This is a genomic window from Bradyrhizobium sp. USDA 3364, from assembly GCF_054056355.1.
This window is the reverse complement of sequence record NZ_JBSRYG010000002.1, coordinates 6,788,761-6,810,670: the sequence shown is the minus strand read 5'-3', so window position 1 is coordinate 6,810,670 and position 21,910 is coordinate 6,788,761. Positions and strand designations below refer to the sequence as shown.

Here is a 21,910-nt window from a genome sequence, read left to right as displayed (position 1 = left end):
AGATTGAAGGACAGCCCTTGCTTACGGATTCAATTGTCGGACAGCGCGTCCTCGGTGTCATCACCCACGAGAGCGGGTGATCCTGCAGCAGTGCTTGAGCCGCGAGGCCGCGGCGAACAGGATCGCCGGTCAAGCTAGGCGACGACGCAGCTCCACCCATCCGACAATTCACCCCGCCGCCAGCTTCGGCGGAGCGGGAGGCGCCCAGCACTCGGTGCGGTTCCGGCCGCGCTCCTTGGCGTGGTAGAGCGCGGCATCGGCTGCCTTCATCAGCGCATCGATCCCGGGCATGCTGGTGAGGGCCTCCGCAGCGCCGACGCTCACCGTGAATGACACCCGGCGGTCATCCGCCGCCAATGCCAACGCTTCCACCCGCTTGCGAATGCGCTCGGCGACGGTCCGAGCGCGCGACAATGTCGTTTCCGGCAGCAGGACCGCGAACTCCTCGCCTCCGACACGGCCGACGACGTCGGACTTGCGTTTGCCGCGAATGCAAATCTCGGCCACGGCCTTGATGGCCTCGTCACCGATCGCATGACCGAACCGGTCGTTGATGCTCTTGAAGTGATCGATGTCAACCATCAGGACGGAGACCGACCGATAGTAGCGCTGGAACCGGCTCCACTCCGCATCCAGCGTCGCCAGGAAGTGCCTGCGGTTGAACAGTCCGGTGAGCGGATCGGTGGTCGCGAGCACCTCGAGCTGCCGCGCGTTGCGGACGAGATCGGTGACGTCGACAAAAGTCAGCATCCGGCCGCCGTTGGCCATCGTCGAGCAATGCACCCTGATATTGCGGCCGTCCGGCGTCTGGACATCGCGCTTGTGATCGCCCGCCTTGATCTCCGCGATCCGCTTCGCCGGAAAGGCCCTGATCTGCTCCGCCGTCGCGCCCGCCGGGACGGCGCGGCGATTGCGCGAGAGCAGCGTGACGTATGGCGGATGCCGTGCCACCTCCTCCTCGCTCACCTCCCAGAAGTCCCGCATTCTCCGATTGAGGAAGACCGCATTGAGATCGCGGTCGAGCAGGACGACGCCGTCCTCGACATTCTCGAGCGCACCGGTCAGCACCTTCAGCTTGTCCGATGCGCGCACGATGTCGGTCACGGGCGTGTAGCTCACCATCCGGCCACCATCGGGCAGCGGCGTGCACTGGCACCGAACCACGTCACCATTGCTGCGCCTGAGATCGATCGGGTTGGTGTCTCCGACGCTCACGAGGCGAACCCGCTCGGCAAGGTAGGCCTCAAGCTCCGCGGCCGGCAGCTCGTACGCCATGGTCTTGCAACCGTGACGCATCAGATCGGTGAAGGTAGGGGTGCGGTCGGCAACCGCATCCGGAAGCACCCACATGTTCCGGAATGCGCGGTTGATGAACAGAGCCTTCAGCTCAGCGTCCAACAACAGGATGCCGACCGGGATCTGATCGAGCGCCGCACGCAGCGCCAGCATGTGCCCCCGCAGAATATCGCCGCTGCGCCGCTCCGGAACGGTGGCCGGTGCAGGAGCCGCCGACGCGGGAGCAGCGGGCGCGGGAGCCGCCGCGCTCGTGCGCTGCTCCTCAAAGACGAGGCCCAACTGCCGGTCCGATTGCCACAGCCGCTTGCACGGCCTCACCTGATTGGTGCCGACGATCAATAGCTGGACGTGGTCGGGAATGCCGATGGTGGTTTCGAGTTCGACGGTCGCTCCCGCATCGGTGAGCTGCCGGACCGTGCAGTCGAAGGCCGACCGACCGAAGTTGAAGACGATCTTTCCGGCCAGGAAAGTTCGGCCGCGAGACGCTGACACCTGTCCGGACATGACTGGAACCCACCTGGAGCAATTGCGAGCTGTCTCACCTCAGCACTTTTGAGTCACCAAGCCATGAATGCTTTCGGGGAATTTGATCGGGAACCGAGACAAAGGCTGCGTGCGCCGCAAAACGGGTTCCATTCGGCGAGTCCGCACACATCCTTTCCGTCATTCCCCGGTGCGCAATTGCGCACCTGGGAATGACGACGGACGGACGTCGGTCGTCGTTCGTGGGATGGGTGGAGCGCAGCGATACCCATCATTTGCGCCGCGGATGCGAAGTGATGGGTTTCGCTGGCGCTCTACCCATCCTTGCATTCACGATCCGCTGAGGCGCTTCTGTTTCGCGTTCAGCGCGGAGGCGACACGGCTGACCGGCGGGCGGCCGAGCAACCCGGCGACTTCGTTCGTCGTGGCCAGCAGCCTTTCCATGTCGATGCCGGTTTTCACGCCCATGCCTTCCAGCATGTAGACGACATCCTCCGTCGCAACATTGCCGGTGGCACCGGGCGCATAGGGGCAGCCGCCGAGGCCGCCGGCGGCGGCATCGATGACGCGGACACCCTGCTCCATGCCGGCATAGAGATTGGCGAGCGCCTGGCCATAGGTGTCGTGGAAGTGCATGGCGAGGTTGCCTACCGGCAGCTCCGCGCTGACCGCACGGAGCATCTCCCTGGCCCTGGTCGGCGTGCCGACGCCGATGGTGTCGCCGAGCGAGATCTCGTAGCAGCCGAGATCCCACAGGGTCACGGCGAGATCGGCGACCGCCTTCGGCTTGATCTCGCCGTCGAACGGACAGCCCAGCACGCAGGAGATATAGCCGCGCACCTTGACGCCATCGGCCTTGGCGCGGGCGAGCACCGGCCTGAAGCGCTCGATCGACTCCGCGATCGAGCAGTTGATGTTGGCGCGCGAAAAGCCTTCGGAGGCGGCCGCGAACACCGAGACTACCTGGGCGCCGGCGGCACGCGCGGCGTCATAGCCCTTCTCGTTCGGCACCAGCACGTGGAATTCGGCGTTCTTGATGTGGCTGACGCCGCGCAGCACCTGATCGGAGTTCGCCATCTGCGGGATCGCCTTCGGCGACACGAAGGCGCCGACCTCGACGGTGGAGAGCCCCGCCGCCACCAGCGCCTCGACGAAGGCGATGCGGGCCTCGACGCTGACCGGCGTCTTCTCATTTTGCAGGCCGTCGCGCGGCCCCATCTCGACGATGTGGATCTGATCGCTCATGACGCGGCCTGAGCCTCCACTTCGGCAAGCTCGACGCCTTCGCCGACGATGTCGCCGACCTTGCATTTCAGCTTCTTCAGCACGCCCGCATAGGGCGCCCGCAGCGTCTGCTCCATCTTCATCACTTCCAGGGTCAGGATCGGCGCCCCCTTCTCCAAGGTCGCGCCCTCCTCGGCCAACAGCGCGACAACGGTGCCCGGCAAGGGAGCGACGATCTTGTCCTCGCCGACCTGCTCCTCGCTCTCGCCGCCGAATGGATCGACCCAATGCAGGTCGAAGCGGCCGTTGCGGGTGCGCAGATAAAGCTCGTGGCCCTCGATCACGGAGGCGACGCGCGATTTGAGGCCGTTCAGCGTCAGGTCGAAGCCGTCATCGCCCGGCGATGAGATCGCAAACGCCAACTCGCGCCCGCCGACCGACAGCGTCGACGGTCCGTTGCCATAATGCAGCGTGATGGTCTGTGGCGGCTCATGGCCCTGCCGGAGCGAGAACACCCGCTGGCGGCGGCCGACCGGCATCCAGCCGAAAGCCTGCCAGGGCGAGTTCGCCTCGCTCCTCGCCGCGCTCTGCTCATCATTGACGATTGCAGCCACCGCCGCGCAGAGCTCGAACTCGCCGGCCGCGCCGTAGCCTGCGGTCAGGTTCTTCAGCTCGCGCTCGATGAAGCCGGTATCGATCGCATTGGCGCGGGTCGCCGGATGCGTCACCAGCGCCGACAGGAACGGGATGTTGGTGACGATGCCGCGGACGTCGGTCTCTTGCAGTCCGCGATTGAGCTTCTCGATCGCGCCCTCGCGCGTCGGCGCCCAGGCAATCACCTTGGCGAGCATGGCGTCGTAGTACGGCGAGACGCTGTCGCCGCTGCGGTAGCCGGCATCGATGCGCAGGCCACAGCCCTCCGGCGGCGTGCGCCAGGTCTTGATGCGGCCCACTGAAGGCATGAAGTTCTTCTGCGGGTTTTCGGCGTAGACGCGCGCCTCGATGGCGTGGCCGTTCAGCCTGATCTCGTCCTGCTTCAGCGGCAGCGCCTCGCCGAATGCGACGCGCAGCTGCCATTCGACGAGATCGACGCCGGTGATCAATTCAGTGACGGGATGCTCGACCTGTAGACGCGTGTTCATCTCGATGAAGAACACGTCCTTGCCGTCGGAGACGAACTCGATGGTGCCGGCGCCGACATAGTTCACCGCGCCGGCCGCCTTGCGGGCGGCCTCGCAGACGGTGTCGCGCTGCGCGGCGTTCAGCGTCGGCGACGGCGCCTCCTCGATCACCTTCTGGTGCCGGCGTTGCAGCGTGCATTCGCGCTCCCACAGCGAGAGCAGGTTGCCGTGGCTGTCGCCGATGATCTGCACCTCGATGTGGCGCGGGTTCTGTACGTATTTCTCGATCAGCATCCGGTCGTCGCCGAACGCCGCCTTGGCTTCGCGCTTGGCGCTGGTGATCGCTGTCGCAAGCTCGGCCGCCGCGTTGACCACGCGCATGCCACGGCCGCCGCCGCCGGCCGACGCTTTGACCAGTACCGGGAAGCCGATCCGGTTGGCGGCTTCCGCCAAGGTCCCCTCGTCCTGCGCTTCGCCATGATAACCGGGCACCAGCGGCACGCCGGCCTTCTCCATCAGCGCCTTCGAACCGGACTTCGAGCCCATCGCCGTCATCATCGCGGCGGTCGGGCCGACGAACACCAAACCAGCGTCAAGACAGGCCTGCGCGAACTCGGCATTTTCAGACAGGAAGCCGTAGCCGGGATGGACGGCCTCGGCACCTGTCTCCTTGGCGGCGGCGATCACCCGCTCGATGTTGAGATAGCTGTCGCGCGCCCGCGCGGGGCCGAGCAGCACCGCCTCATCAGCGAGCGCGACATGCATCGCATCGCGGTCGGCCTCGGAATAAACCGCCACGGTGCGCAGCCCCATGGCACGCGCCGAGCGGATGACGCGGCAGGCGATCTCGCCGCGGTTGGCGATCAGCAGCGTGCGGAAACGCCGATAGAGTTTTGAGCGGTCCATGATCACATCCTGAACAGGCCGAATTTCGTGGGCTCGATCGGCGCATTGGCGGCGGCCGACAGGCCGAGCCCGAGCACCAGGCGGGTGTCGGCGGGATCGATCACGCCGTCATCCCACAGCCGCGCGGTGGCGTAATAGGGATTGCCCTGCTTCTCGTATTGCGCGCGGATCGGCTCGCGGAACTTGTCTTCCTCCTCCGCCGACCAGCTCTCGCCCTTGGCCTCGATGCCGTCACGCCGAACTTGACTGAGCACCATCGAGGCCTGCTCGCCACCCATCACAGATATGCGAGCGTTCGGCCACAGCCAGAGGAAGCGCGGGCTGTAGGCGCGGCCGCACATGCCGTAATTGCCGGCGCCATAGGAGCCGCCGATCACGACGGTGAATTTCGGCACGCCGGCGGTCGCAACCGCCGTCACCAGCTTGGCGCCGTCGCGCGCAATGCCGCCGGCCTCGTACTTCTTGCCGACCATGAAGCCGGTGATGTTTTGCAGGAACACCAGCGGGATGCCGCGCTGGCAGCACAACTCGATGAAATGCGCGCCCTTCAGCGAGCTCTCGCTGAACAGGATGCCGTTGTTGGCGATGATGCCGACCGGATAGCCCCAGATGTGAGCGAAGCCGCAGATCAGCGTGGTGCCGTAGAGTTTCTTGAATTCGTCGAACTCGGAGCCGTCGACGATCCGCGCGACGATATCGTGCACGTCGAACGGCTTTCTTCCGTCGGCGGAGACTACGCCGTAGATCTCTTCGGCCGGAAACAGCGGCTCCTGCGGGGGGCGCATGTTCAGCCGGGCCTTCGCCGGCTGCTTCAGCGTGCCGACGATGCGCCGCGCGATCCCGATCGCGTGCGCATCGTTCTGCGCATAGTGATCGGTCACGCCCGACTGACGGGAATGAACATCGGCGCCGCCGAGCTCTTCCGCGGTGACGACCTCGCCGGTCGCAGCCTTCACCAGCGGCGGGCCTCCGAGGAAGATCGTGCCCTGGTTGCGCACGATGATGCTCTCGTCCGACATCGCCGGCACATAGGCGCCGCCCGCGGTGCAGGAGCCCATCACGATCGCGATCTGCGGAATGCCCTGCGACGACATCTGGGCCTGGTTGTAGAAGATGCGGCCGAAATGCCGCCTCGTCGGGAAAGATCTCGTCCTGCAGCGGCAGGAAGGCGCCGCCGGAATCCACCATGTAGACGCAAGGCAGATTGTTCTGCCGCGCGATGTCCTGGGCGCGCAGATGCTTCTTCACCGTCATCGGGTAGTAGGTGCCGCCCTTGATGGTGGCGTCGTTGGCGACGATGATGCATTCGCGGCCCGCGATGCGGCCGACGCCGGTGATGACGCTCGCCGAATGCACGTCGCCGCCATAGAGGCCATTGGCGGCGAGCGGCGACAGTTCCAGGAACGCGGTGCCGGGATCGACCAGGAGATCGACGCGGTCGCGCGCCAGCATCTTGCCGCGCGAGGTGTGGCGCTTGCGCGAGGTCTCGCCGCCGCCGCCGGCCACCTGGCTGAGTTTGTCGCGAAGCTCCGCGACCAGGCCGCGCATCACCTCGGCGTTGCGGGCGAATTCGGAAGATGTGGGATCGATCGTCGAATGAAGCGGCATCTCGGTTGCAACGTTTCGTTGGAGTGGCCGACAGGATTTGCGGAATGCGAGGCCATCGCGCAGTGGCGCGATGGCCGGCGCGAAGCTCAGGCCGTCTTCGCGAACAGCTCGCGGCCGATCAGCATGCGGCGGATCTCGCTGGTACCGGCGCCGATCTCGTAGAGTTTTGCGTCACGCAGCAGCCGGCCGGTCGGATAGTCGTTGATGTAGCCGTTGCCGCCGAGCAGTTGGATCGCATCCAGCGCGCATTGGGTGGCCTTCTCGGCGGCATAGAGGATCGCGCCGGCGGCGTCCTCGCGCGTGGTCTCGCCGCGGTCGCAGGCCTTCGCCACCGCATAGACATAGGCACGCGAGGCGTTCATCGTGGTGTACATGTCGGCGATCTTGCCCTGCACCAGCTGGAACGAGCCGATCGGCTCGCCGAACTGCTTGCGCTCGTGGACGTAGGGCAGCACCACGTCCATGCAGGCCTGCATGATGCCGATCGGCCCTGCCGCCAGCACTGCGCGCTCATAGTCGAGGCCCACTCATCAGCACGTTGACGCCGCGGCCGACCTCGGAGAGCACGTTCTCCTCCGGCACCTCGCAATCCTCGAACACCAATTCGCAGGTGTCGGAGCCGCGCATGCCGAGCTTGTCGAGCTTCTGCGCGGTGGAAAAGCCCTTCATGCCCTTTTCGATGATGAAGGCGGTGATGCCGCGCGGGCCGGCATTCGCATCGGTCTTGGCATAGACCACCAGCGTCTCGGCGTGCGGACCGTTGGTGATCCACATCTTGTTGCCGTTGAGCACGAAGCGGTCGCCCTTCTTCTCGGCGCGGGTCTTCATCGAGACCACGTCCGAGCCGGCGCCGGGCTCCGACATCGCCAGCGACCCGACATGCTCGCCCGAGATCAGCTTGGGCAGATATTTGCGCTTCTGCGCCTCGCTGCCGTTGCGGCGGATCTGGTTGACGCAGAGATTGGAATGTGCGCCGTAGGCCAGCCCGATCGAGGCGGACGCACGCGAGATCTCCTCGACGGCGACGCAGTGCTCGAGATAGCCGAGGCCGCTCCCGCCATATTCCTCCTCGACCGTGATGCCGTGCAGGCCGAGCGCGCCGATCTTCGGCCAGAGGTCGCGCGGAAAGGTGTTGGAGCGATCGATCTCGTCGGCGCGCGGCGCGATCTCGTTGGCCGAGAAGTCACGCACCGTCTCGCGGATCGCATCCGCGGTCTCACCAAGGTCGAAATTGAAGATTGCCGCCTGGTTCGAGGCCATGATCCCTCCCGTGAGATTCATCTTGCAATTAAACGATCATACGTTTTTTTCTTGGCTTCGCAAGCAACCGTGCTATGGTTCAGGCATGAAATCCGCAGTTCGTTGAATCTGCTGGGATTTCGTGCGACATACATACGGTCGTTCGCTTGTTTCCTGTTCTCCCAGACAAGCCAACACCCTCCGAGGCCCCGATGGCACGCACGATCGGCTCACATGGCCCCACGACGCTGGAGGCGATCCGCAAGGCCGGCGTGCGCCTGATCTTCGAGCACGGCTACGAGGCGATGAGCCTGCGCCAGCTCGCCGCCGAGGTCGGCATCCAGGCAGGCTCACTCTACAACCATATCGCAACCAAGCAGGACCTGCTGTTCGACCTGGTGCAGGACCATATCAACGATTTGCTGCGCGAGCTTGATCTCGCGCTCGCGGGCAAGGCCGATCCGGTCGAGAAGCTGCGCGCCTTCGTCGCCTTCCACGTCACCTATCACATGACCCGCAAGCGCGAGGTCTTCATCGCCAATTCCGAGCTGCGCAGCTTAGACGCCAAGAACTACGACGCCGTGGTGGCGCTGCGCGGCGCCTATGAGGCGCGGCTGGCGCAGATCCTCGCCGACGGCGTGGCCGAGGGCGTGTTCGAGGTCGTCGACATCCAGGTCGCGACCTTTGCGATCATCGCGCTCTTGACCGGGCTGTGCACCTGGTACCGCCCCGGCGGTCGCCTGACCCGCGACGGCATCATCGCCGCGCATGAGAAGCTGGTGCTGTCCGGTGTGGCGCCGCAGGCCTCCGCCGGCCAGGTCCAGAGCGGCCGCAAGAGCCCGCGGACTGCGGTTGCGGGCTCGTGACCGTGACAGAGCGCCCACAATTCGATGACATCGATCTTCGGATCCTGTCCGAATTGCAGCGGGACGGCCGGATCAGGATCAACGAGCTCGCGGAGCGGGTCGGCATCACGGCCCCACCCTGCCTGCGCCGGGTCCGCGCCTTGCGCAGCCGCGGCGTGATCCAGGCGGTCCGCGCCACGCTCGACGAGCGGATGCTGGGCTACGAGGTGACGACCTTCGTGCTGATCCAGCTCGGCAGCCAAAACCTGGCCGCGATCGAGGCGTTCGAGGCCGCGGTGGCGGCGGTGCCGCGCTTCCTGCAATGCTGGCGGATCTCGGGCGACGCCGACTTCATGCTGCGATGCGTCGCGCCCAGCGTCGACGACATGCGCCAGCAGCTGCTGCAATTCGCCGGCCTGCCCAATGTGCGCAAAATCAGGAGCTTTCCGGTGCTCGGGGTCTCCAAGGACGCGGCGCTGCCGATCCCGGGCGCCCTCGCCGCGCCCAGCCCGGCGAGCTGATCGGGGCGTCCCACGGGACTCGTCATGCCCGGCCTTGTGACATCCAAGTCGCTTCTTCTCCCGGATAGCAAAGACGTGGATGGCCGGGACGTAGGCAAGCGGAAGCGACGCCGTCCTTTGGACGGCCATGCCCGGCCCATGACGAAAGACTTGCTTTGTGGCTGTTATGCTGACCCTAGTGGGTCCAGGGCTCCCAGCGGCGGAACGCGAAATTGTCGGCGTAGGCGATCTGGCGGTGCGCCGAATCCTTCGGCTCGATCACCTGGTAGGCGATGCCCTTGCGCTCGCAATAGGCCACCGCCTCCTCCTTGGTCTCGAAATGCAGCGTCAGCTGCTGCTTCATGTCGGTCGACGAGGTCCAGCCCATCAACGGCTCCACGGTGCGCGGCTGCTCCGGCTCGTAATCCAGTTGCCACTCTTTGGTCTTGGCCCGTCCCGATTGCATCGCGTTTTTGGCGGGCTTAAAAATGCGTGCGGTCATGGATGGTCGGCCCCGTGGGATATGCGACATGGAAGCGATTTGAAGGAAACCGCCGGGATAGTATAGAGACACCGTTCAACGTTCTGATCGGTGATTCCTCGATCTCGGAGGTAGCCTTCGCCGGACCGGTATAGTCATTCTACCGCGCTGTGACAATCTGGCCCCGGGAGGCTTCCTTTGGAGTCCCTCGGGCCCACGGCCAGATTGCCGCGGCACGGTCTTCTCGACAGCATCATCTCGAGGAAGCGGCGCGCCCCATGGAAATCCACGCTCACCTGCCCGAAAAAGGACGTGACCTCCGGCTCGACCTGTTCCGCGGGATCGCGAACTGGGCGATCTATCTCGATCACATCCCCGACAACGTCGTGAACTGGATCACGACGCGCAATTACGGCTTCAGCGACGCGGCGGACCTGTTCGTCTTCATCTCCGGCTATACCGCATCCTTCGTCTATGCCCGCATGATGCTGGAGCGCGGCTTCATCGTCGGCGCGACCCGGCTGACCAAGCGGGTCTGGCAGCTCTATGTCGCCCACATCATCCTATTCGTGATCTACATCGCCTCGATCAGCTACCTGGCGCTGCGCTTCGGCGATTCCGAGATCATCAACGAGTTCAACGTCGCCGGCCTCGTCGACAACGCCACCGAGACGCTGCGCCAGGGCCTGTTCCTGAAGTTCAAGCCGGTCAATCTCGACGTGCTGCCGCTCTACATCGTGCTGATGGGCCTGTTCCCGCCGGTGCTGTGGTTCATGCTGCGGCAGCCGAACTGGACCATGCTGGCCTCGATCGCGCTGTGGCTGGTGTCGCGCCATTTCGGCTGGAACCTGCCGGCCTACCCGGCCGGGAGCTGGTACTTCAACCCGTTCGCCTGGCAGGTGCTGTTCGTGTTCGGCTCGTGGTGCGCGATGGGCGGCGCGCGCCAGAGCATGCACATCATCAATTCGCGCTACACGCTGTGGTTCTGCATCGCCTATATGATCTTCGCGCTGATCATGACGATGGCCGGCCGCTTCCCGGAATTCGGCGCCCAGTTCCCGGACTGGCTGTATTCGGCTTTCAACCCGAACGACAAGACCAACCTCGCGCCGTACCGCTTCCTGCACTTCGTGGTGATCACGGTGCTGGTGATCCGCTTCGTCCCCAAGGACTGGGCGGCACTGGAGTGGAAGGTGTTCGATCCGCTGATCGTCTGCGGCCAGCAGTCGCTCGCGGTGTTCTGCGTCGGCGTGTTCCTGTCCTTTGTCGGACATTTCGAGCTGTCGATGAGCTCGGGCTCGCTGTTCGCGCAGATCTTCGTCAGCATCTCCGGCATCGCGATCATGACGATCGTGGCCTATTACATCTCGTGGTCGAAGCGGCAGGACAAGCCGGTCAAGCCGCCGGCGCCGAAACCGGCGGCACCAGCGAAGGCGGCGTAACAGGTTTCAACTTCCGCCGCGGCCGGGATCCTGCGTCGTCGAGGAGACGATGGTGGCGACGTCGCCGAATGTCGTCATCACCGGCGTCACGACCTTGTGCATGGCGGTCTTCGACACCAGCGTGTCGTGCATCACGAGGTGGTCGATCCCGGTGGTGAGGAAGCAGCTCACCGCGTCCTGCGGCGTCTCGATGATCGGCTCGCCCTTGACGTTGAACGAGGTGTTGATCAGCACCGGCACGCCGGTCAGCGCCTCGAACTCCTTCAGCAGGCGATAGAGCATCGGGTTGGTATCCTCCCGCACGCTCTGCACCCGCGCCGAGCCGTCGACATGCACTATCGCCGGGATCCTGTCGCGCCATTCCGGCCGCACCGGCTTTGCGATCAGCATGTAGGGCGAGTCCTCCTCGCCCTCGAAGATCTCCTTCATGCGCTCGGCCAGCACGATCGGCGCGAACGGCCGGAATGCCTGGCGGTGCTTCACGCGGCTGTTGAGGATGTCCTTCATCTCGGCCTTGCGCGGATCGGCGATCAGGCTGCGATTGCCGAGCGCGCGCGGACCGAACTCGGAAGGGCCCTGAAACCAGCCGATCACGCGCTGGTCGGCGAGCAGCCTTGCGGTGTCGCGGCAGATGTTGTCGCTGCGCTTGGCATCGACCTGAATCCGCACCAGGAAGCTTTGCAGCGCGGCCGCGACCTCGGCGTCGCTGTAGCGCCGGCCGACATAGGCGTGGTCCATCACGAAGGAGCGGCGCTGCTTCAGCACTTCGAGCCAGCCGTAATAGGCGCAGCCGATCGCGATGCCATCGTCGCCCGCGGCAGGCTGGATCCAGATGTTCTCGAAACCGGCCTCGCGCGCGATGCGCCCGTTGGCCACGCAGTTCAGCGCGACGCCGCCGGCGATGCAGAGATTCGTCGCGCCGGTGCTCTCGCGCAGCCAGCGCGCGCGCTCAAGCAGCACGTTCTCGGTGTCGTCCTGCACCCGCCAGGCGATATCCTCCCAGTGTCGCATCGTCGGGCTCTTGTCCCAGCTGCCGCTGTCGAGCACGAAAGGCTGCTGGTTCTCGGCGCCCCAGAACGGCACGTGCAGCCTGCCGTCCTTCATCTCGAGCAGATGGCCGACCTGCTCGGGGCGGCCATAGGGCGCAAGCCCCATCAGCTCGCCGCATTTATTCCAGTCGCCGAACACATAGGTCGAGACCCGGCTGTACAGTGCACCCAGTCCCGGCATGTTGTAGAACTCGTCCGACAAGAGTCCGCGTGCCGGCTCCATCCAGACCTTCTTCAGGCATTGCAGCTTCGTATCGTCGAACTTGTAGTAGCTCTCGGACTCGCGGGCGAGCGGCGACGCCGCGTCCTGCGGACAGGCCTCCATCGCATCGGCCTGATAGTTGCCGACGCCGTCGACGATCATCACGACGCCGTCCTTGAACGGCGACACCGCGAAGGCGCTGTAGGCATGCGCGAGGTGATGCGAGATCGACACCACCTTGTCGGACTTGGAGCGAAACAGCGGATGCTTGATCGCCTCGTTGCGCTCGGCAATCGGCAGGAAGCCCGGCATGTCCTGGTGGAGCATCCGCTCCTCCATCTCGGGCACCGGCAGGATGTAGCTGTTGCGCACCACGAGATCGACGTCGTCGAGCGTGATGCCCTCGGCCGACAGGCAGTAGTCGATGACTTCCTTGTAGAAGCCGGAGGCGTGCTTCTCGCGCGTGATGCGCTCCTTGGAGATCGCGTAGGCGATCGCGCCGTCACGCAGCAGGCAGGCGCTCACGTCATGGTCGTAGACGTTGAGACCAAGGACGTAGGTGTGTTGTTTCGGCATGGGCACTCTTCAGGGAGGACTCTCAAACGCTCAGAGTACATGATCGTGTCGACTTCAAGTTCTCGAGCACATTTTCCGCGGCTCGCGCATCTCAGCTTCCGCGACGCACAAATCAAATCGGCGCAATGCAAGATGAACAGAATGAACGGCGGATGAACGACAAGAAAAGCGCAGCAACCACATCATCCTTTGCAGGTAGGAACGTAACTTGACCTTACCTGTTGGCCTCAATAGAGTCGTTAAAGCTCGCAAGAACCTTAGTGAAAATATCGTCTTAGCATGCTCGAACCGACTGCCGGTCTCGCGCGTCTAAGCGAGACAGCCAGCATCGGTTCAGATGTTTGGAAGTGACTGGAGATCTTCAGAATGACTAAACGCTACAATATCCTGACTCGTTGCCTTGCAGCAGTCGCTTTGTTGTTCGTCTATGTCGCAAGCACCTCTGCCATCCTGGTCGGCGCCACCACGTCGTCTGCGCAAGCGCAATGGCGCGGACGCGGACGCGGTTATGGCTACGGCTATCGCGGCGGCTGGGGTCGCGGCCGCGGATGGGGTTATGGCCGTGGCTATGGTTACTACGGCGGCGGTCCCCGTTGCTGGTGGACTCCGCGTGGTGTTCGCGTTTGCCGGTGGTAACAACCGACCGGCCACACAAGCAATATTGAAGACCCAAATCAGGTGCGTCGGATCCGGCGCACCTGATTTTCTTTTGGGGCATTGCTTTTGCGGCACTTCCTTTGCGGCCCGGCTCAGCTGCGGCACGCAAGAAAGAGCCCCGGGAGACGCCGGGGCTCTAGTCACGGGAGAGAACGCTTCGGAAATCGGGACGCGAGGCCGAGCCGCAAGCCCGGTCACCCAATGCATCTACTACGTGCATTAGAGCAGATTCGCCTGCCTCAGGCTGTAACCGTATCGCAACAACCAGCCGGAATGATCAGCCTGTCCACCGGTTCCCAAATTGGCTGAATCCGCGACAGGCCTCGCGCGCACTAAACCATCGTCGCGCTCCAGCGTCATGTTTGAGCGTGATCTCTTCGGAAGACCGCTTCGCACTTTTCCGGGATCACGCTGCTAATCGTCGAGAATGGCAACCGCCCTCGTCCATCCCGCCGACGCGCGCTCGATCTTCACCGGGAAGCACGACACCATGAACCCGGTCGACGGCAAAAGCTCCAGATTGTGCAACTTCTCGATGTGGCAGTAGCCGATGTGCCTTCCGGCCTTGTGGCCTTCCCAGATCAGGCTGGCGTCCCTGGTCTCGGCATATCTCTTCGCGGTGAAAACGAACGGTGCGTCCCAGCTCCAGCCGTCGATGCCGGTCAGCCGCACGCCGCGCTCGAGCAGATACATGGTCGCCTCGTAACCCATGCCGCAGCCCGAATTGACGTAATCGGGCCGACCATATTTCGCGCCGGCGCTGGTGTTGACGACGACGATCTCGAGCGGCGACAGCGTATGCCCGATGCGCTTCAACTCGGCCTCGACATCGCCCGCGGTCGCGACGTAGCCGTCAGGCAGATGCCGGAAGTCGAGCTTGACGCCCGGCTGAAAGCACCATTCCAGCGGCACCTCGTCGATCGTCCAGGACCGTTCGCCGCGGTTCATGGTCGGATGAAAATGCCAGGGCGCGTCGAGATGCGTGCCGTTATGCGTGGAAAGCGAGACCTGCTCGACGGCCCAGCCCTTCCCATCCGGCAGATCCTCGGCCTTCAGTCCGTCGAAGAACTGCAGCATGCGCGGCAACCCCTGCTGATGGTCGATATACTGAATGGTCGGATGATTGCCGGGCGGATCGGCCGGCACGTCGTTCTGCAGGGGAACGGAGATATCGATCAGTCTGCGCGCCATGGTTCTTCCTCGCGGATTGTTCTTGCCGGCCGAGCCGACAATGCCGAACGCCCAACGCTCAGCAGGCTTCCGGATTGCGCTCGCGCCTTGCACCGTAGCAAACTTCAATCGGGAACGACGATCGTCTCCGGCGCCAGGCCCGTCTGGCTGTGTTGGTACATTGCGATGTAAGCCGCCTCGATTTGCCTGGCAAAACACGTTGTGTCGAACAACGGCTTGCTCAGACGACTCGGCATCGCTGAGCGGCCCGGCATCGAGGAATGCGCCGAAAGCGCCCTGCAGGCGCCGGCGCATCGCAGACGAGCAGAATGGGACGGGGTTCCCGCATCAGCCCGCGGCAGCAGCCCGACCTGCGACATTACAACTGCGACCAAGGCCGTCGCGGTGTTGAACCTATTCGCCGCGCGGGCGACCCATGGGCACTGGGGATTTCAGGGCCCAGTATTCGACGGCGCCGTCTGGACGAACATATTCCGTCCAGGCGGCGTTGTTGCGTCAGGCAAGACAATCGCGATCGACGCCGGTGCAGACGCAGCCGCGCGCGCGACCCGGCCACGACCTGCTGGGATAAAGCTTCGAGATGGGATGGTCGGGGCAGCTGGATTCGAACCAACGACCTGCAGTACCCAAAACTGCCGCGCTACCAGGCTGCGCTATACCCCGACATTTCCGAGAAGCCCCGTGGATACACGCTTCAGCCAGCGCCAGCAAGGCACCGGTGGAGGGCTTCCTGCGGCGAAATCGGCACCGGTTTCGATCCAGATACCGTGCCGAAACGGAGGGCTAGTGGCTGCCGAACAGCGGATGGGCGACCCGGTCACCGGGTTGGATGCCGTATTTCTGCGCGGTCCCGGCAATCACCTCGAGGACGCCCTTGGCGAGCCCTCGCGACGCGATGATCTTGGTCGACAGCGGCTCGGTGTTTTCGGCGATCCGCAGGATGCGCCCGTTGGCGCCGATGAAGATCATGTCGAGCGAGATGTAGGTGTCCTTCATCCACATCGACACCTCCTGCTCCGGCGAGAAGTCGAACAGCATGCCTTTGCCGTCCGCCAGCTCCTTGCGGTACATCAGGCCGGTCTCCTTCTCCTGCTCGGTGGTCGCCATTTCGACCGAGAAGACGTGCACGCCTGACTTGGTGACGATCTCGAGCGGCTGGACGCTGGCGGCCTGCGCAGCCGGGACCAGCAACACACCGAACATCACGACAAGGCAGGCCACCAGCCACGGACGAAGCCGCCCGGCAACACCAACGAAATTCATCGACAAATACTCACACCGGAGAAGATTTCCGGCGGGACCCTAACCCGATGATGGCGGCAAATGCCAGAGCCCAACAGGCTCGCCGACGGCTCACGTTTACGTCAAAGAGAGCCGCTGGGATCTAGTGCGACGACAGCGCCGACGGGCCGGTCTCCGGGTGGATCTCGGCGGCCATCATGCCCTTGGAGCCGGGCCCGAACCGCACCAGCACATACTGGCCGGGGCGCAGCTCGGTCATGCCGAAGCGGCGCAGCGTCTCCATGTGCACGAAGATGTCGGGCGTACCCTCCCCGCAAGTCACGAAGCCGAAACCGCGCAGCCGGTTGAACCACTTGACCTGCGCGCGCTCGAGCCCGCTGGTCGCGGTGACAGTGACATGGGTTCGCGGCGGCAGCATCTGCGCCGGATGGATCGCGGTCGACTCGTCCATCGAGACGATGCGGAAGGCCTGGTAGCCCTTCACACGCTGCACGCATTCGACGACGAGCCGCGCACCTTCGTAGGCGGTCTGATAGCCGTCGCGCCGCAGCACCGTCACGTGCAGCAGGATGTCGGGCCAACCATTGTCGGGAACGATGAAGCCGTATCCCTTCGAGGCGTCGAACCATTTGATGACGCCGGAGACTTCCACGAGGTTCGCCGCGGCGTCACCGAGACCGGAGAAGGCATCCATCGCCGGATCGCGCGGCGCGTTGCCATACTCGCCCTGTCCAATCCTGCTTTGCCCAACTCCGCCCATCGGCGGTCCGCCGAGCTTCTTGGACTCAAATCCGTCCGACCCCATGACCCCGGACCCCACACATCAAATGCAGATCGCCGACGTTGCGGCGCACCCTGTACACGCTGCTCTCCATGACCAACTCACTCGGACTGATTTGGACGCTGCGCGAATCTCTCAACCAAAAGATAACACTCCGGCTTGCCGGGCATAGCTAAAAAACGATTCTTGCGGGAACTATGAACAGGCTTGCACAGCCGCGAATCAATCGGGCATCAATTGCCTACGAAAGGACCAAGCGTGTCGCCGATGTCGTGGCGGATCACCAGATCGGCGAGGTCGTCCTGATCGGTCGGCTCGTTGTTGATGATCACGAGCCGCGCGCCGCTCTCCTTCGCCATCATCGGAAAGCCTGCGGCGGGCCATACCACCAGCGATGATCCGATCGCCAGAAACAGGTCGCACTGCCTGGAAAGTTCCGCCGCGCGGCGCATCGCATCCTCGGGCATCGATTGTCCGAACGAGATCGTCGCGGTCTTCACCGGGTCGCCGCAGTCCGCGCAGTCGGGCGCGCTTCCCGTCTTGTCGAAATGCTGCTTCACCCACGAGAGGTCGTAGTCCTTGCTGCAACCGATGCAGCGGGCGTAGGTCGTGTTGCCGTGCAGCTCGACCACGTCACCAGCCTTGAAGCCCGACGTCTGATGCAGATTGTCGATGTTCTGCGTGATGATGCCAGGAACCTTGCCTGCCTGGTAGAGCGACGCAAGCGCGCGATGCCCGCGACCGGGCCTGGCTGCCGCAAACGTCGGTTCCATCGCGAAGCGGCGACGCCACGACTCGTCGCGCGCCTCCTGGCTGGCGACGAACTCGTCGAACGGGATCGGCCGGTTGCGGGTCCACAGCCCGCCGGGCGAGCGGAAGTCGGGAATGCCGCACTCGGTCGAGATCCCTGCCCCGGTGAACGGCACGATCGATGAGGCCTCGGCAATCATGTTGCCGAGCTGCTCGACGCCGCTGCGCAGGTCCTTTGCTATCGAGTCTTTTGCGGTCATTGGAAACGATCCGGTTGGCCGTCGCGACTATAGCACGACCGGACCGATTGCGATCTCAACCTTGACGAGAACTATCATGACGCCTCAATCAAGCGCATTGGTGACCTGCTTCCTGATGCAGCCGCAGCGTCGCTTTCACCGCCCCAGCATCATCACAATCCTGCACTGCCCATTCCGCATTGACGCCCAATTCGCCGATGCCAATGCCCGCGGGGATAGGATCACGATCAACAGGATGGGCAATGACCGATCTGGAAGACCGCATCGCGCGCGAGCGCGAGGAGATCGTCGCACGCGTTGCCAGCTTCAGGGCGACGCAGCGAAAGTTCGAGCGCGATCGCCAAGAATATTACGACAACACGCTCGGCAACGTCTGGAGTGGATTTCAGCGCAAGAGCGCTTGATGGTGCGCCGGCCATGCGCGGCGATACGAACGCTCTCGCGCGATCAGATCATGGTGCGCAATTGAGAAAGCCCGGAGCGGTTTGCTCCGGGCCCCTCGCCGTTACCAATAATGGCGATAGTAGTGGTGCCGATAGTACGGACCGCGATAGTAGGCGTAACCGGGGCCGCCGTAGTAGCCGTAGCGCGGACCATAGTAACCCGGATAGTAGCCGGGCCCGTAGTATGGGCCATAGGCGCCATATGCCGCGCCGGCGGCGCCCGCAGCAAGTGCGCCGGCCGCCAGACCGAAAGCGAGGCCAGGACCGATACCGCGCGCCTGCGCCGGTGCAGTGACCATCGTCGCACCGACCGTCGCAACTGCCGCCAAAACTGCCAGCGTCTTTTTCATGGCAACCTCCTCACGTGGTTATCCGCACCAACGCGGGCACAGTGGGGATGGTTGCAGCAGAAGACCGTTCCGGTTCCGCAGCCATGCGATTGCGCAAAGCTACCATCGGTTAGCGTGGGAACAAATACACAACCTCCGAGATTAGATCAGCGATCAACGAGGTTGGCACTGATGCCGGCATGGATGGAACTGCTGCTTAACGTGATGGCCTTTGCCGGCTTCATCGGCATTGCGACGTATCACAAGCACCCGAACGGGAATCTGCCGGACTGAGCGCCGGCGGCGCGTCTCGGTTCGCGTTGCTTCAGTTTGCCGCGTCTCAATTTACCTCGTCTCCATTCGCCCCGTCTCAATTTGCCTTGCGCGCCTCTCCCGCCGTGCGGACCAGCCGGTCGGCCTTCACGAGCACCTTGCCGTCCTCGGGCTGCGGCCGAAGCCAGAAGCTGATCACGACAAAAGCCGAACAGAACAGCAGGCCCACCACCATCACACGCCGGTGGGTCGGTCTGTCTGCGCTGTGGAACGATGGCATCATGGCGATCACCCTGAGCCATCCGTAGCGCAATCTCAAGTAGTGACAACGTGATGCTGCCCTTAACCTAACCGGGTAGGGTTAGTGGTGGCTGGGTGATGCCCTGTTCGGGGCGCGCCGATCGGCCACGAGCGGGCGATCCACAGCGATATCCCCAGATTGTCCGCAGCAAACTCACAGCGTTGGCAGGTCCATTTATTCAACAAGCTTTGGAGCTTGCTGCGCACTCGTCCACAGCCCTGCGATGTCAGGCATCCGCCAGCCATTTCAGGGTCGCATGGAAGCTCAGGCTGCGGGTTCCAACCAGCACGGTTCCGAACACCTCAGCCTCGTCGTCGTGGAAGGTACCGGAGAACCCGCTCGTCACCTCCTGCCCGGCGAACAGCGGGCGGACGAACGGGTCGGAAAACGGCGAATGCTGGTTGGTGCTGAGGTGCCCCTTCCAGGTCGCCTCGCCGACCGTGTAGGCGCCGATCGACCAGAAATGCGGTCCGCCACCGATCAACAGACCATCGCGCAGGATCAGGACGCCGCTGTCGCGGCCCTGCACGCCGTCAGTCATGTGGATATGAATCGAATAGAGCCCGTTCTTCATCGATCGCCAGCCCGGTCCCGAAGGCCCGCAGTATGGCCCCAACCCGGGCGGCAGGCGAGCGGGCCGATACCGCCGGTCCGCGGCTAGCGCTGCTGGGCTCGCAGCCGGCGTTTGATCTCCAGCAAACGCTCGAGTTCACGGTTCAGCCGGTCGATCTGGGCCATCGCCGGTCGCTCAACCTGCGCGTCGATCGGGCCCGGCGTCTGCTTCGGCTTCCGGTCCAGCTCACTCGCAATTGCCCTGATCGCTTTTGCGATGAGAGCGCCACGCAAATGGACGCCATCATGATTGCTGTCCTCGAGCTGCAAGTGCGTCGGCGCGGCCAAAGCTACGATTGCTGGGGCTAACGCCGCGTCAAATTGGCAGCCAAATCCGCACCGAAGCGGTGCGCGTGCAGCCGATTCGAGGCGAAGGCGCTGATCTGGGCTTAGAAATCGTTAAGAAAACCCTGACAAGGTCCAATGGCCGGAGGGAGCGAGGCATGCTCATTTACCCCGTACCTGTCGAAGTCACCCAGGCCAGAGTGCAGCTCGTCGTCGACCAGACCGCGAAGGAACAGCCGCGCATCATTAATGAGGATGTGCTGGATGTATTCGCCGCCAAGAACCAGGCCGACCGCGACGCCGTCGAGACCATCCTCGACATCAAGGTGTGAGATCGCCCGCGGGTTCCTTTGAACCATTTGCGCGCCGCGAAGACATAAGGGCGCTGGGGATTTCAGGGCCCAGTATCCGGTACAGCGCTGTGGGACGACCATATTCCGTCTACGCGGCGCTGTTGCATTTTACAAATTCAACCTTAAGTTTGTCCTCCAACAGTTGACGGCTCACGCCCTGAGAGATCCCCAGTCCGTCAACTGGGAAAGCCCCGCATCCAGCCTGCGGGGCTTTCTATTTTCCGGACCCGGGAACATTGCGCGCGCAGCGGCTTTATGTTCCCGGTTGCCGGCACGTTCCCCCCAAGGCCGGTCGGCATCAGACCTCGCGATCCCACTCGCGAGGTCTCGCGTTTTGGAGAATGTCCAACCTCGCGCGTCCTTGATTGGCCGTGAAGGGCAATCGGTGATTTAGAGCTGGTGCCTCCAAGGCTCGACGACGAAAGCCCTGTTCCAGATATTTCCTGGGCGGGGCTTTCTCGCGTCTGGGCCAATGCGGCGCCTGCGCAATAGCGTTGTCGGCCAATGCGAGCGCACGTTCGCGAAAGCTTGAGAGTGTGAAGACGACGTACAGCCACAAACGTCGCGCACCCCCTGCCCCGCATCGCATTTTGCTGCTAATTCTTGTTCCGTCTCGCCCAAGCCCAAACAAAATCGCCTAAACAAAATCTCTGCATTCCGAGGAGGATAAGAAAATGCGCTATCTGCACACCATGCTGCGCGTCCGCAATCTCGACGTCGCCATGAAGTTCTATCAGGACGCGCTGGGCCTGAAGGAAGTCCGCCGCATCGACAATGACAAGGGTCGCTTCACGCTGGTGTTTCTCTGCGCGGAGGAAGACCTCCATCTGCTCAAGTCGCTGCCGCAAACCCGCGGCGCGCCGCTGGTCGAGCTGACCTACAACTGGGATGAGGAGAAATACGGCGAGGACCGCCATTTCGGCCATCTCGCCTACGAGGTCGACGACATCTACGCGACCTGCGAGAAGCTCATGAAGATGGGCGTCACCATCAATCGTCCGCCGCGCGACGGCAACATGGCGTTCGTGCGCTCACCCGACCTGCACTCGATCGAGATCCTGCAGAAGGGCGATCCGAAGGCGCCGGCCGAGCCGTGGGCGTCGATGCCGAATACCGGGCACTGGTAACAACCGCGCCAGCACGCGCGTTCCTGTCCGCGTTTGTCCATCGATGATGGGCGGGGCCGATAGGAACACCGCGCAATCGTCGACGTTGCCTCCTCATTCAGTGAATGCGAGGAGGCAACGAGATGGGAAAGGGAATTTTGCTTTGGCTGTTGGGCGTGCCGATCCCGGTAATCATCGTGTTGTGGTTGTTGTTCGGTCACTGACTGCGATCTAGCGCCTGCGTATGTGCGAGGCTCCGCCGCGATGCGGCGGGGCCTCTTTTTTGCTCTCGATACAATTCAGGCCGCGCTTTTCCGCGGCGCTTCAGCTAAGAACGCGCGCAAAGCAAACAGCG

The 21,910-nt window shown here is 63.7% G+C and carries 19 protein-coding genes, 1 tRNA gene and 2 pseudogenes; 6 read left to right on the top strand and 16 right to left on the bottom strand.

Annotated elements, in window-relative coordinates:
• Window positions 1–168 precede the first annotated feature (168 nt).
• The 5 genes and pseudogenes from ACVILL_RS31830 to ACVILL_RS31810 form a co-directional block, all read right to left on the bottom strand.
• Window positions 169–1,800 (bottom strand): diguanylate cyclase, encoded by a 1,632-nt coding sequence (locus ACVILL_RS31830; RefSeq protein ID WP_456732677.1) that lies wholly within the window; start codon window positions 1,798–1,800, stop codon window positions 169–171.
• Between the two features lie 309 nt (window positions 1,801–2,109).
• Window positions 2,110–3,024 carry a hydroxymethylglutaryl-CoA lyase gene (locus ACVILL_RS31825; RefSeq protein ID WP_456732676.1) on the bottom strand — a complete coding sequence of 305 codons (915 nt, stop codon included), beginning with the start codon at window positions 3,022–3,024 and terminating at the stop codon, window positions 2,110–2,112.
• A complete protein-coding gene (locus ACVILL_RS31820) occupies window positions 3,021–5,030 on the bottom strand; it encodes an acetyl/propionyl/methylcrotonyl-CoA carboxylase subunit alpha (RefSeq protein ID WP_456732675.1) in 2,010 nt (669 codons plus the stop codon). Before ACVILL_RS31820 ends, ACVILL_RS31825 begins: the two co-directional genes overlap by 4 nt.
• Window positions 5,031–5,032: 2 nt before the next feature.
• Window positions 5,033–6,638: pseudogene (locus tag ACVILL_RS31815) on the bottom strand (carboxyl transferase domain-containing protein).
• A gap of 86 nt (window positions 6,639–6,724) precedes the next feature.
• Window positions 6,725–7,898, bottom strand: a pseudogene (locus ACVILL_RS31810) (isovaleryl-CoA dehydrogenase).
• Between the two features lie 191 nt (window positions 7,899–8,089).
• Between ACVILL_RS31810 and ACVILL_RS31805 the strand changes: the two are divergent.
• Together ACVILL_RS31805 and ACVILL_RS31800 are read left to right on the top strand one after the other, a co-directional pair.
• Entirely contained in the window at window positions 8,090–8,743 is a 654-nt protein-coding gene (locus ACVILL_RS31805) for a TetR/AcrR family transcriptional regulator (protein ID WP_456732674.1), read from the top strand.
• A 2-nt stretch (window positions 8,744–8,745) separates the two neighbouring features.
• Window positions 8,746–9,243 (top strand): Lrp/AsnC family transcriptional regulator, encoded by a 498-nt coding sequence (locus ACVILL_RS31800; RefSeq protein WP_456732673.1) that lies wholly within the window; start codon window positions 8,746–8,748, stop codon window positions 9,241–9,243.
• A gap of 175 nt (window positions 9,244–9,418) precedes the next feature.
• On the opposite strand, the gene ACVILL_RS31795 is transcribed toward ACVILL_RS31800, so the two are convergent.
• Window positions 9,419–9,724, bottom strand: a complete 306-nt coding sequence (locus ACVILL_RS31795; protein WP_223967722.1) for an ETC complex I subunit — start codon at window positions 9,722–9,724, stop codon at window positions 9,419–9,421.
• 257 nt (window positions 9,725–9,981) lie between these two features.
• On the opposite strand from ACVILL_RS31795, the gene ACVILL_RS31790 reads away from it, so the two are divergent.
• Window positions 9,982–11,145 (top strand): OpgC domain-containing protein, encoded by a 1,164-nt coding sequence (locus ACVILL_RS31790; protein ID WP_456732672.1) that lies wholly within the window; start codon window positions 9,982–9,984, stop codon window positions 11,143–11,145.
• Window positions 11,146–11,151: 6 nt separating this feature from the next.
• Here the strand turns inward: ACVILL_RS31790 and ACVILL_RS31785 are convergent, their stop codons facing one another.
• The 6 genes from ACVILL_RS31785 to ACVILL_RS31760 form a co-directional block, all read right to left on the bottom strand.
• Window positions 11,152–12,972: a carbamoyltransferase family protein gene (locus ACVILL_RS31785; protein WP_456732671.1), complete on the bottom strand. Its 1,821-nt coding sequence runs from the start codon at window positions 12,970–12,972 to the stop codon at window positions 11,152–11,154.
• A gap of 1,071 nt (window positions 12,973–14,043) precedes the next feature.
• A complete protein-coding gene (locus tag ACVILL_RS31780; protein ID WP_456732670.1) occupies window positions 14,044–14,820 on the bottom strand; it encodes a cyclase family protein in 777 nt (258 codons plus the stop codon).
• Between the two features lie 586 nt (window positions 14,821–15,406).
• A tRNA-Pro gene (locus ACVILL_RS31775) sits at window positions 15,407–15,483 on the bottom strand.
• 120 nt (window positions 15,484–15,603) lie between these two features.
• Window positions 15,604–16,083 carry a DUF192 domain-containing protein gene (locus ACVILL_RS31770; RefSeq protein ID WP_456732669.1) on the bottom strand — a complete coding sequence of 160 codons (480 nt, stop codon included), beginning with the start codon at window positions 16,081–16,083 and terminating at the stop codon, window positions 15,604–15,606.
• A 121-nt stretch (window positions 16,084–16,204) separates the two neighbouring features.
• Window positions 16,205–16,867, bottom strand: a complete 663-nt coding sequence (locus tag ACVILL_RS31765) for a cold-shock protein (RefSeq protein ID WP_456732668.1) — start codon at window positions 16,865–16,867, stop codon at window positions 16,205–16,207.
• A 209-nt stretch (window positions 16,868–17,076) separates the two neighbouring features.
• Window positions 17,077–17,853: an SIR2 family NAD-dependent protein deacylase gene (locus ACVILL_RS31760; RefSeq protein WP_456732667.1), complete on the bottom strand. Its 777-nt coding sequence runs from the start codon at window positions 17,851–17,853 to the stop codon at window positions 17,077–17,079.
• Between the two features lie 242 nt (window positions 17,854–18,095).
• Between ACVILL_RS31760 and ACVILL_RS31755 the strand changes: the two genes are divergently transcribed.
• On the top strand, window positions 18,096–18,257 hold the full coding sequence (locus tag ACVILL_RS31755) for a hypothetical protein (protein ID WP_456732666.1): 162 nt from the start codon (window positions 18,096–18,098) through the stop codon (window positions 18,255–18,257).
• A gap of 101 nt (window positions 18,258–18,358) precedes the next feature.
• On the opposite strand, the gene ACVILL_RS31750 is transcribed toward ACVILL_RS31755, so the two are convergent.
• The 4 genes from ACVILL_RS31750 to ACVILL_RS31735 form a co-directional block, all read right to left on the bottom strand.
• Window positions 18,359–18,646 carry a hypothetical protein gene (locus ACVILL_RS31750; protein ID WP_456732665.1) on the bottom strand — a complete coding sequence of 96 codons (288 nt, stop codon included), beginning with the start codon at window positions 18,644–18,646 and terminating at the stop codon, window positions 18,359–18,361.
• Between the two features lie 349 nt (window positions 18,647–18,995).
• Entirely contained in the window at window positions 18,996–19,181 is a 186-nt protein-coding gene (locus ACVILL_RS31745; protein ID WP_456734410.1) for a hypothetical protein, read from the bottom strand.
• A gap of 244 nt (window positions 19,182–19,425) precedes the next feature.
• Window positions 19,426–19,773, bottom strand: coding sequence for a GrlR family regulatory protein (locus tag ACVILL_RS31740; RefSeq protein ID WP_456732664.1), 348 nt, complete (start codon window positions 19,771–19,773; stop codon window positions 19,426–19,428).
• Between the two features lie 83 nt (window positions 19,774–19,856).
• Window positions 19,857–20,099 (bottom strand): hypothetical protein, encoded by a 243-nt coding sequence (locus tag ACVILL_RS31735; RefSeq protein WP_456732663.1) that lies wholly within the window; start codon window positions 20,097–20,099, stop codon window positions 19,857–19,859.
• Window positions 20,100–20,254: 155 nt separating this feature from the next.
• Here ACVILL_RS31735 and ACVILL_RS31730 point away from each other — a divergent pair, with 155 nt between their 5' ends.
• Complete coding sequence (locus ACVILL_RS31730; protein WP_456732662.1) at window positions 20,255–20,428, top strand: hypothetical protein; 174 nt, start codon at window positions 20,255–20,257, stop codon at window positions 20,426–20,428.
• Between the two features lie 695 nt (window positions 20,429–21,123).
• Complete coding sequence (locus tag ACVILL_RS31725; RefSeq protein ID WP_050420326.1) at window positions 21,124–21,576, top strand: VOC family protein; 453 nt, start codon at window positions 21,124–21,126, stop codon at window positions 21,574–21,576.
• Window positions 21,577–21,910 lie beyond the last annotated feature (334 nt).

Excerpts from the sequence above, each read along its gene's own strand:
- ACVILL_RS31805 (WP_456732674.1), top strand. The coding sequence starts at position 8,090 with ATGGCACGCACGATCGGCTCACATGGCCCCACGACGCTGGAGGCGATC.
- ACVILL_RS31795 (WP_223967722.1), bottom strand. The coding sequence starts at position 9,724 with ATGACCGCACGCATTTTTAAGCCCGCCAAAAACGCGATGCAATCGGGA.
- ACVILL_RS31830 (WP_456732677.1), bottom strand. The coding sequence starts at position 1,800 with ATGTCCGGACAGGTGTCAGCGTCTCGCGGCCGAACTTTCCTGGCCGGA.
- ACVILL_RS31820 (WP_456732675.1), bottom strand. The coding sequence starts at position 5,030 with ATGGACCGCTCAAAACTCTATCGGCGTTTCCGCACGCTGCTGATCGCC.
- ACVILL_RS31740 (WP_456732664.1), bottom strand. The coding sequence starts at position 19,773 with ATGAAGAACGGGCTCTATTCGATTCATATCCACATGACTGACGGCGTG.
- ACVILL_RS31765 (WP_456732668.1), bottom strand. The coding sequence starts at position 16,867 with ATGGGGTCGGACGGATTTGAGTCCAAGAAGCTCGGCGGACCGCCGATG.
- ACVILL_RS31730 (WP_456732662.1), top strand. The coding sequence starts at position 20,255 with ATGCTCATTTACCCCGTACCTGTCGAAGTCACCCAGGCCAGAGTGCAG.
- ACVILL_RS31770 (WP_456732669.1), bottom strand. The coding sequence starts at position 16,083 with ATGAATTTCGTTGGTGTTGCCGGGCGGCTTCGTCCGTGGCTGGTGGCC.
- ACVILL_RS31725 (WP_050420326.1), top strand. The coding sequence starts at position 21,124 with ATGCGCTATCTGCACACCATGCTGCGCGTCCGCAATCTCGACGTCGCC.
- ACVILL_RS31745 (WP_456734410.1), bottom strand. The coding sequence starts at position 19,181 with ATGATGCCATCGTTCCACAGCGCAGACAGACCGACCCACCGGCGTGTG.
- ACVILL_RS31780 (WP_456732670.1), bottom strand. The coding sequence starts at position 14,820 with ATGGCGCGCAGACTGATCGATATCTCCGTTCCCCTGCAGAACGACGTG.
- ACVILL_RS31755 (WP_456732666.1), top strand. The coding sequence starts at position 18,096 with ATGACCGATCTGGAAGACCGCATCGCGCGCGAGCGCGAGGAGATCGTC.
- ACVILL_RS31790 (WP_456732672.1), top strand. The coding sequence starts at position 9,982 with ATGGAAATCCACGCTCACCTGCCCGAAAAAGGACGTGACCTCCGGCTC.
- ACVILL_RS31760 (WP_456732667.1), bottom strand. The coding sequence starts at position 17,853 with ATGACCGCAAAAGACTCGATAGCAAAGGACCTGCGCAGCGGCGTCGAG.
- ACVILL_RS31785 (WP_456732671.1), bottom strand. The coding sequence starts at position 12,972 with ATGCCGAAACAACACACCTACGTCCTTGGTCTCAACGTCTACGACCAT.
- ACVILL_RS31750 (WP_456732665.1), bottom strand. The coding sequence starts at position 18,646 with ATGAAAAAGACGCTGGCAGTTTTGGCGGCAGTTGCGACGGTCGGTGCG.
- ACVILL_RS31825 (WP_456732676.1), bottom strand. The coding sequence starts at position 3,024 with ATGAGCGATCAGATCCACATCGTCGAGATGGGGCCGCGCGACGGCCTG.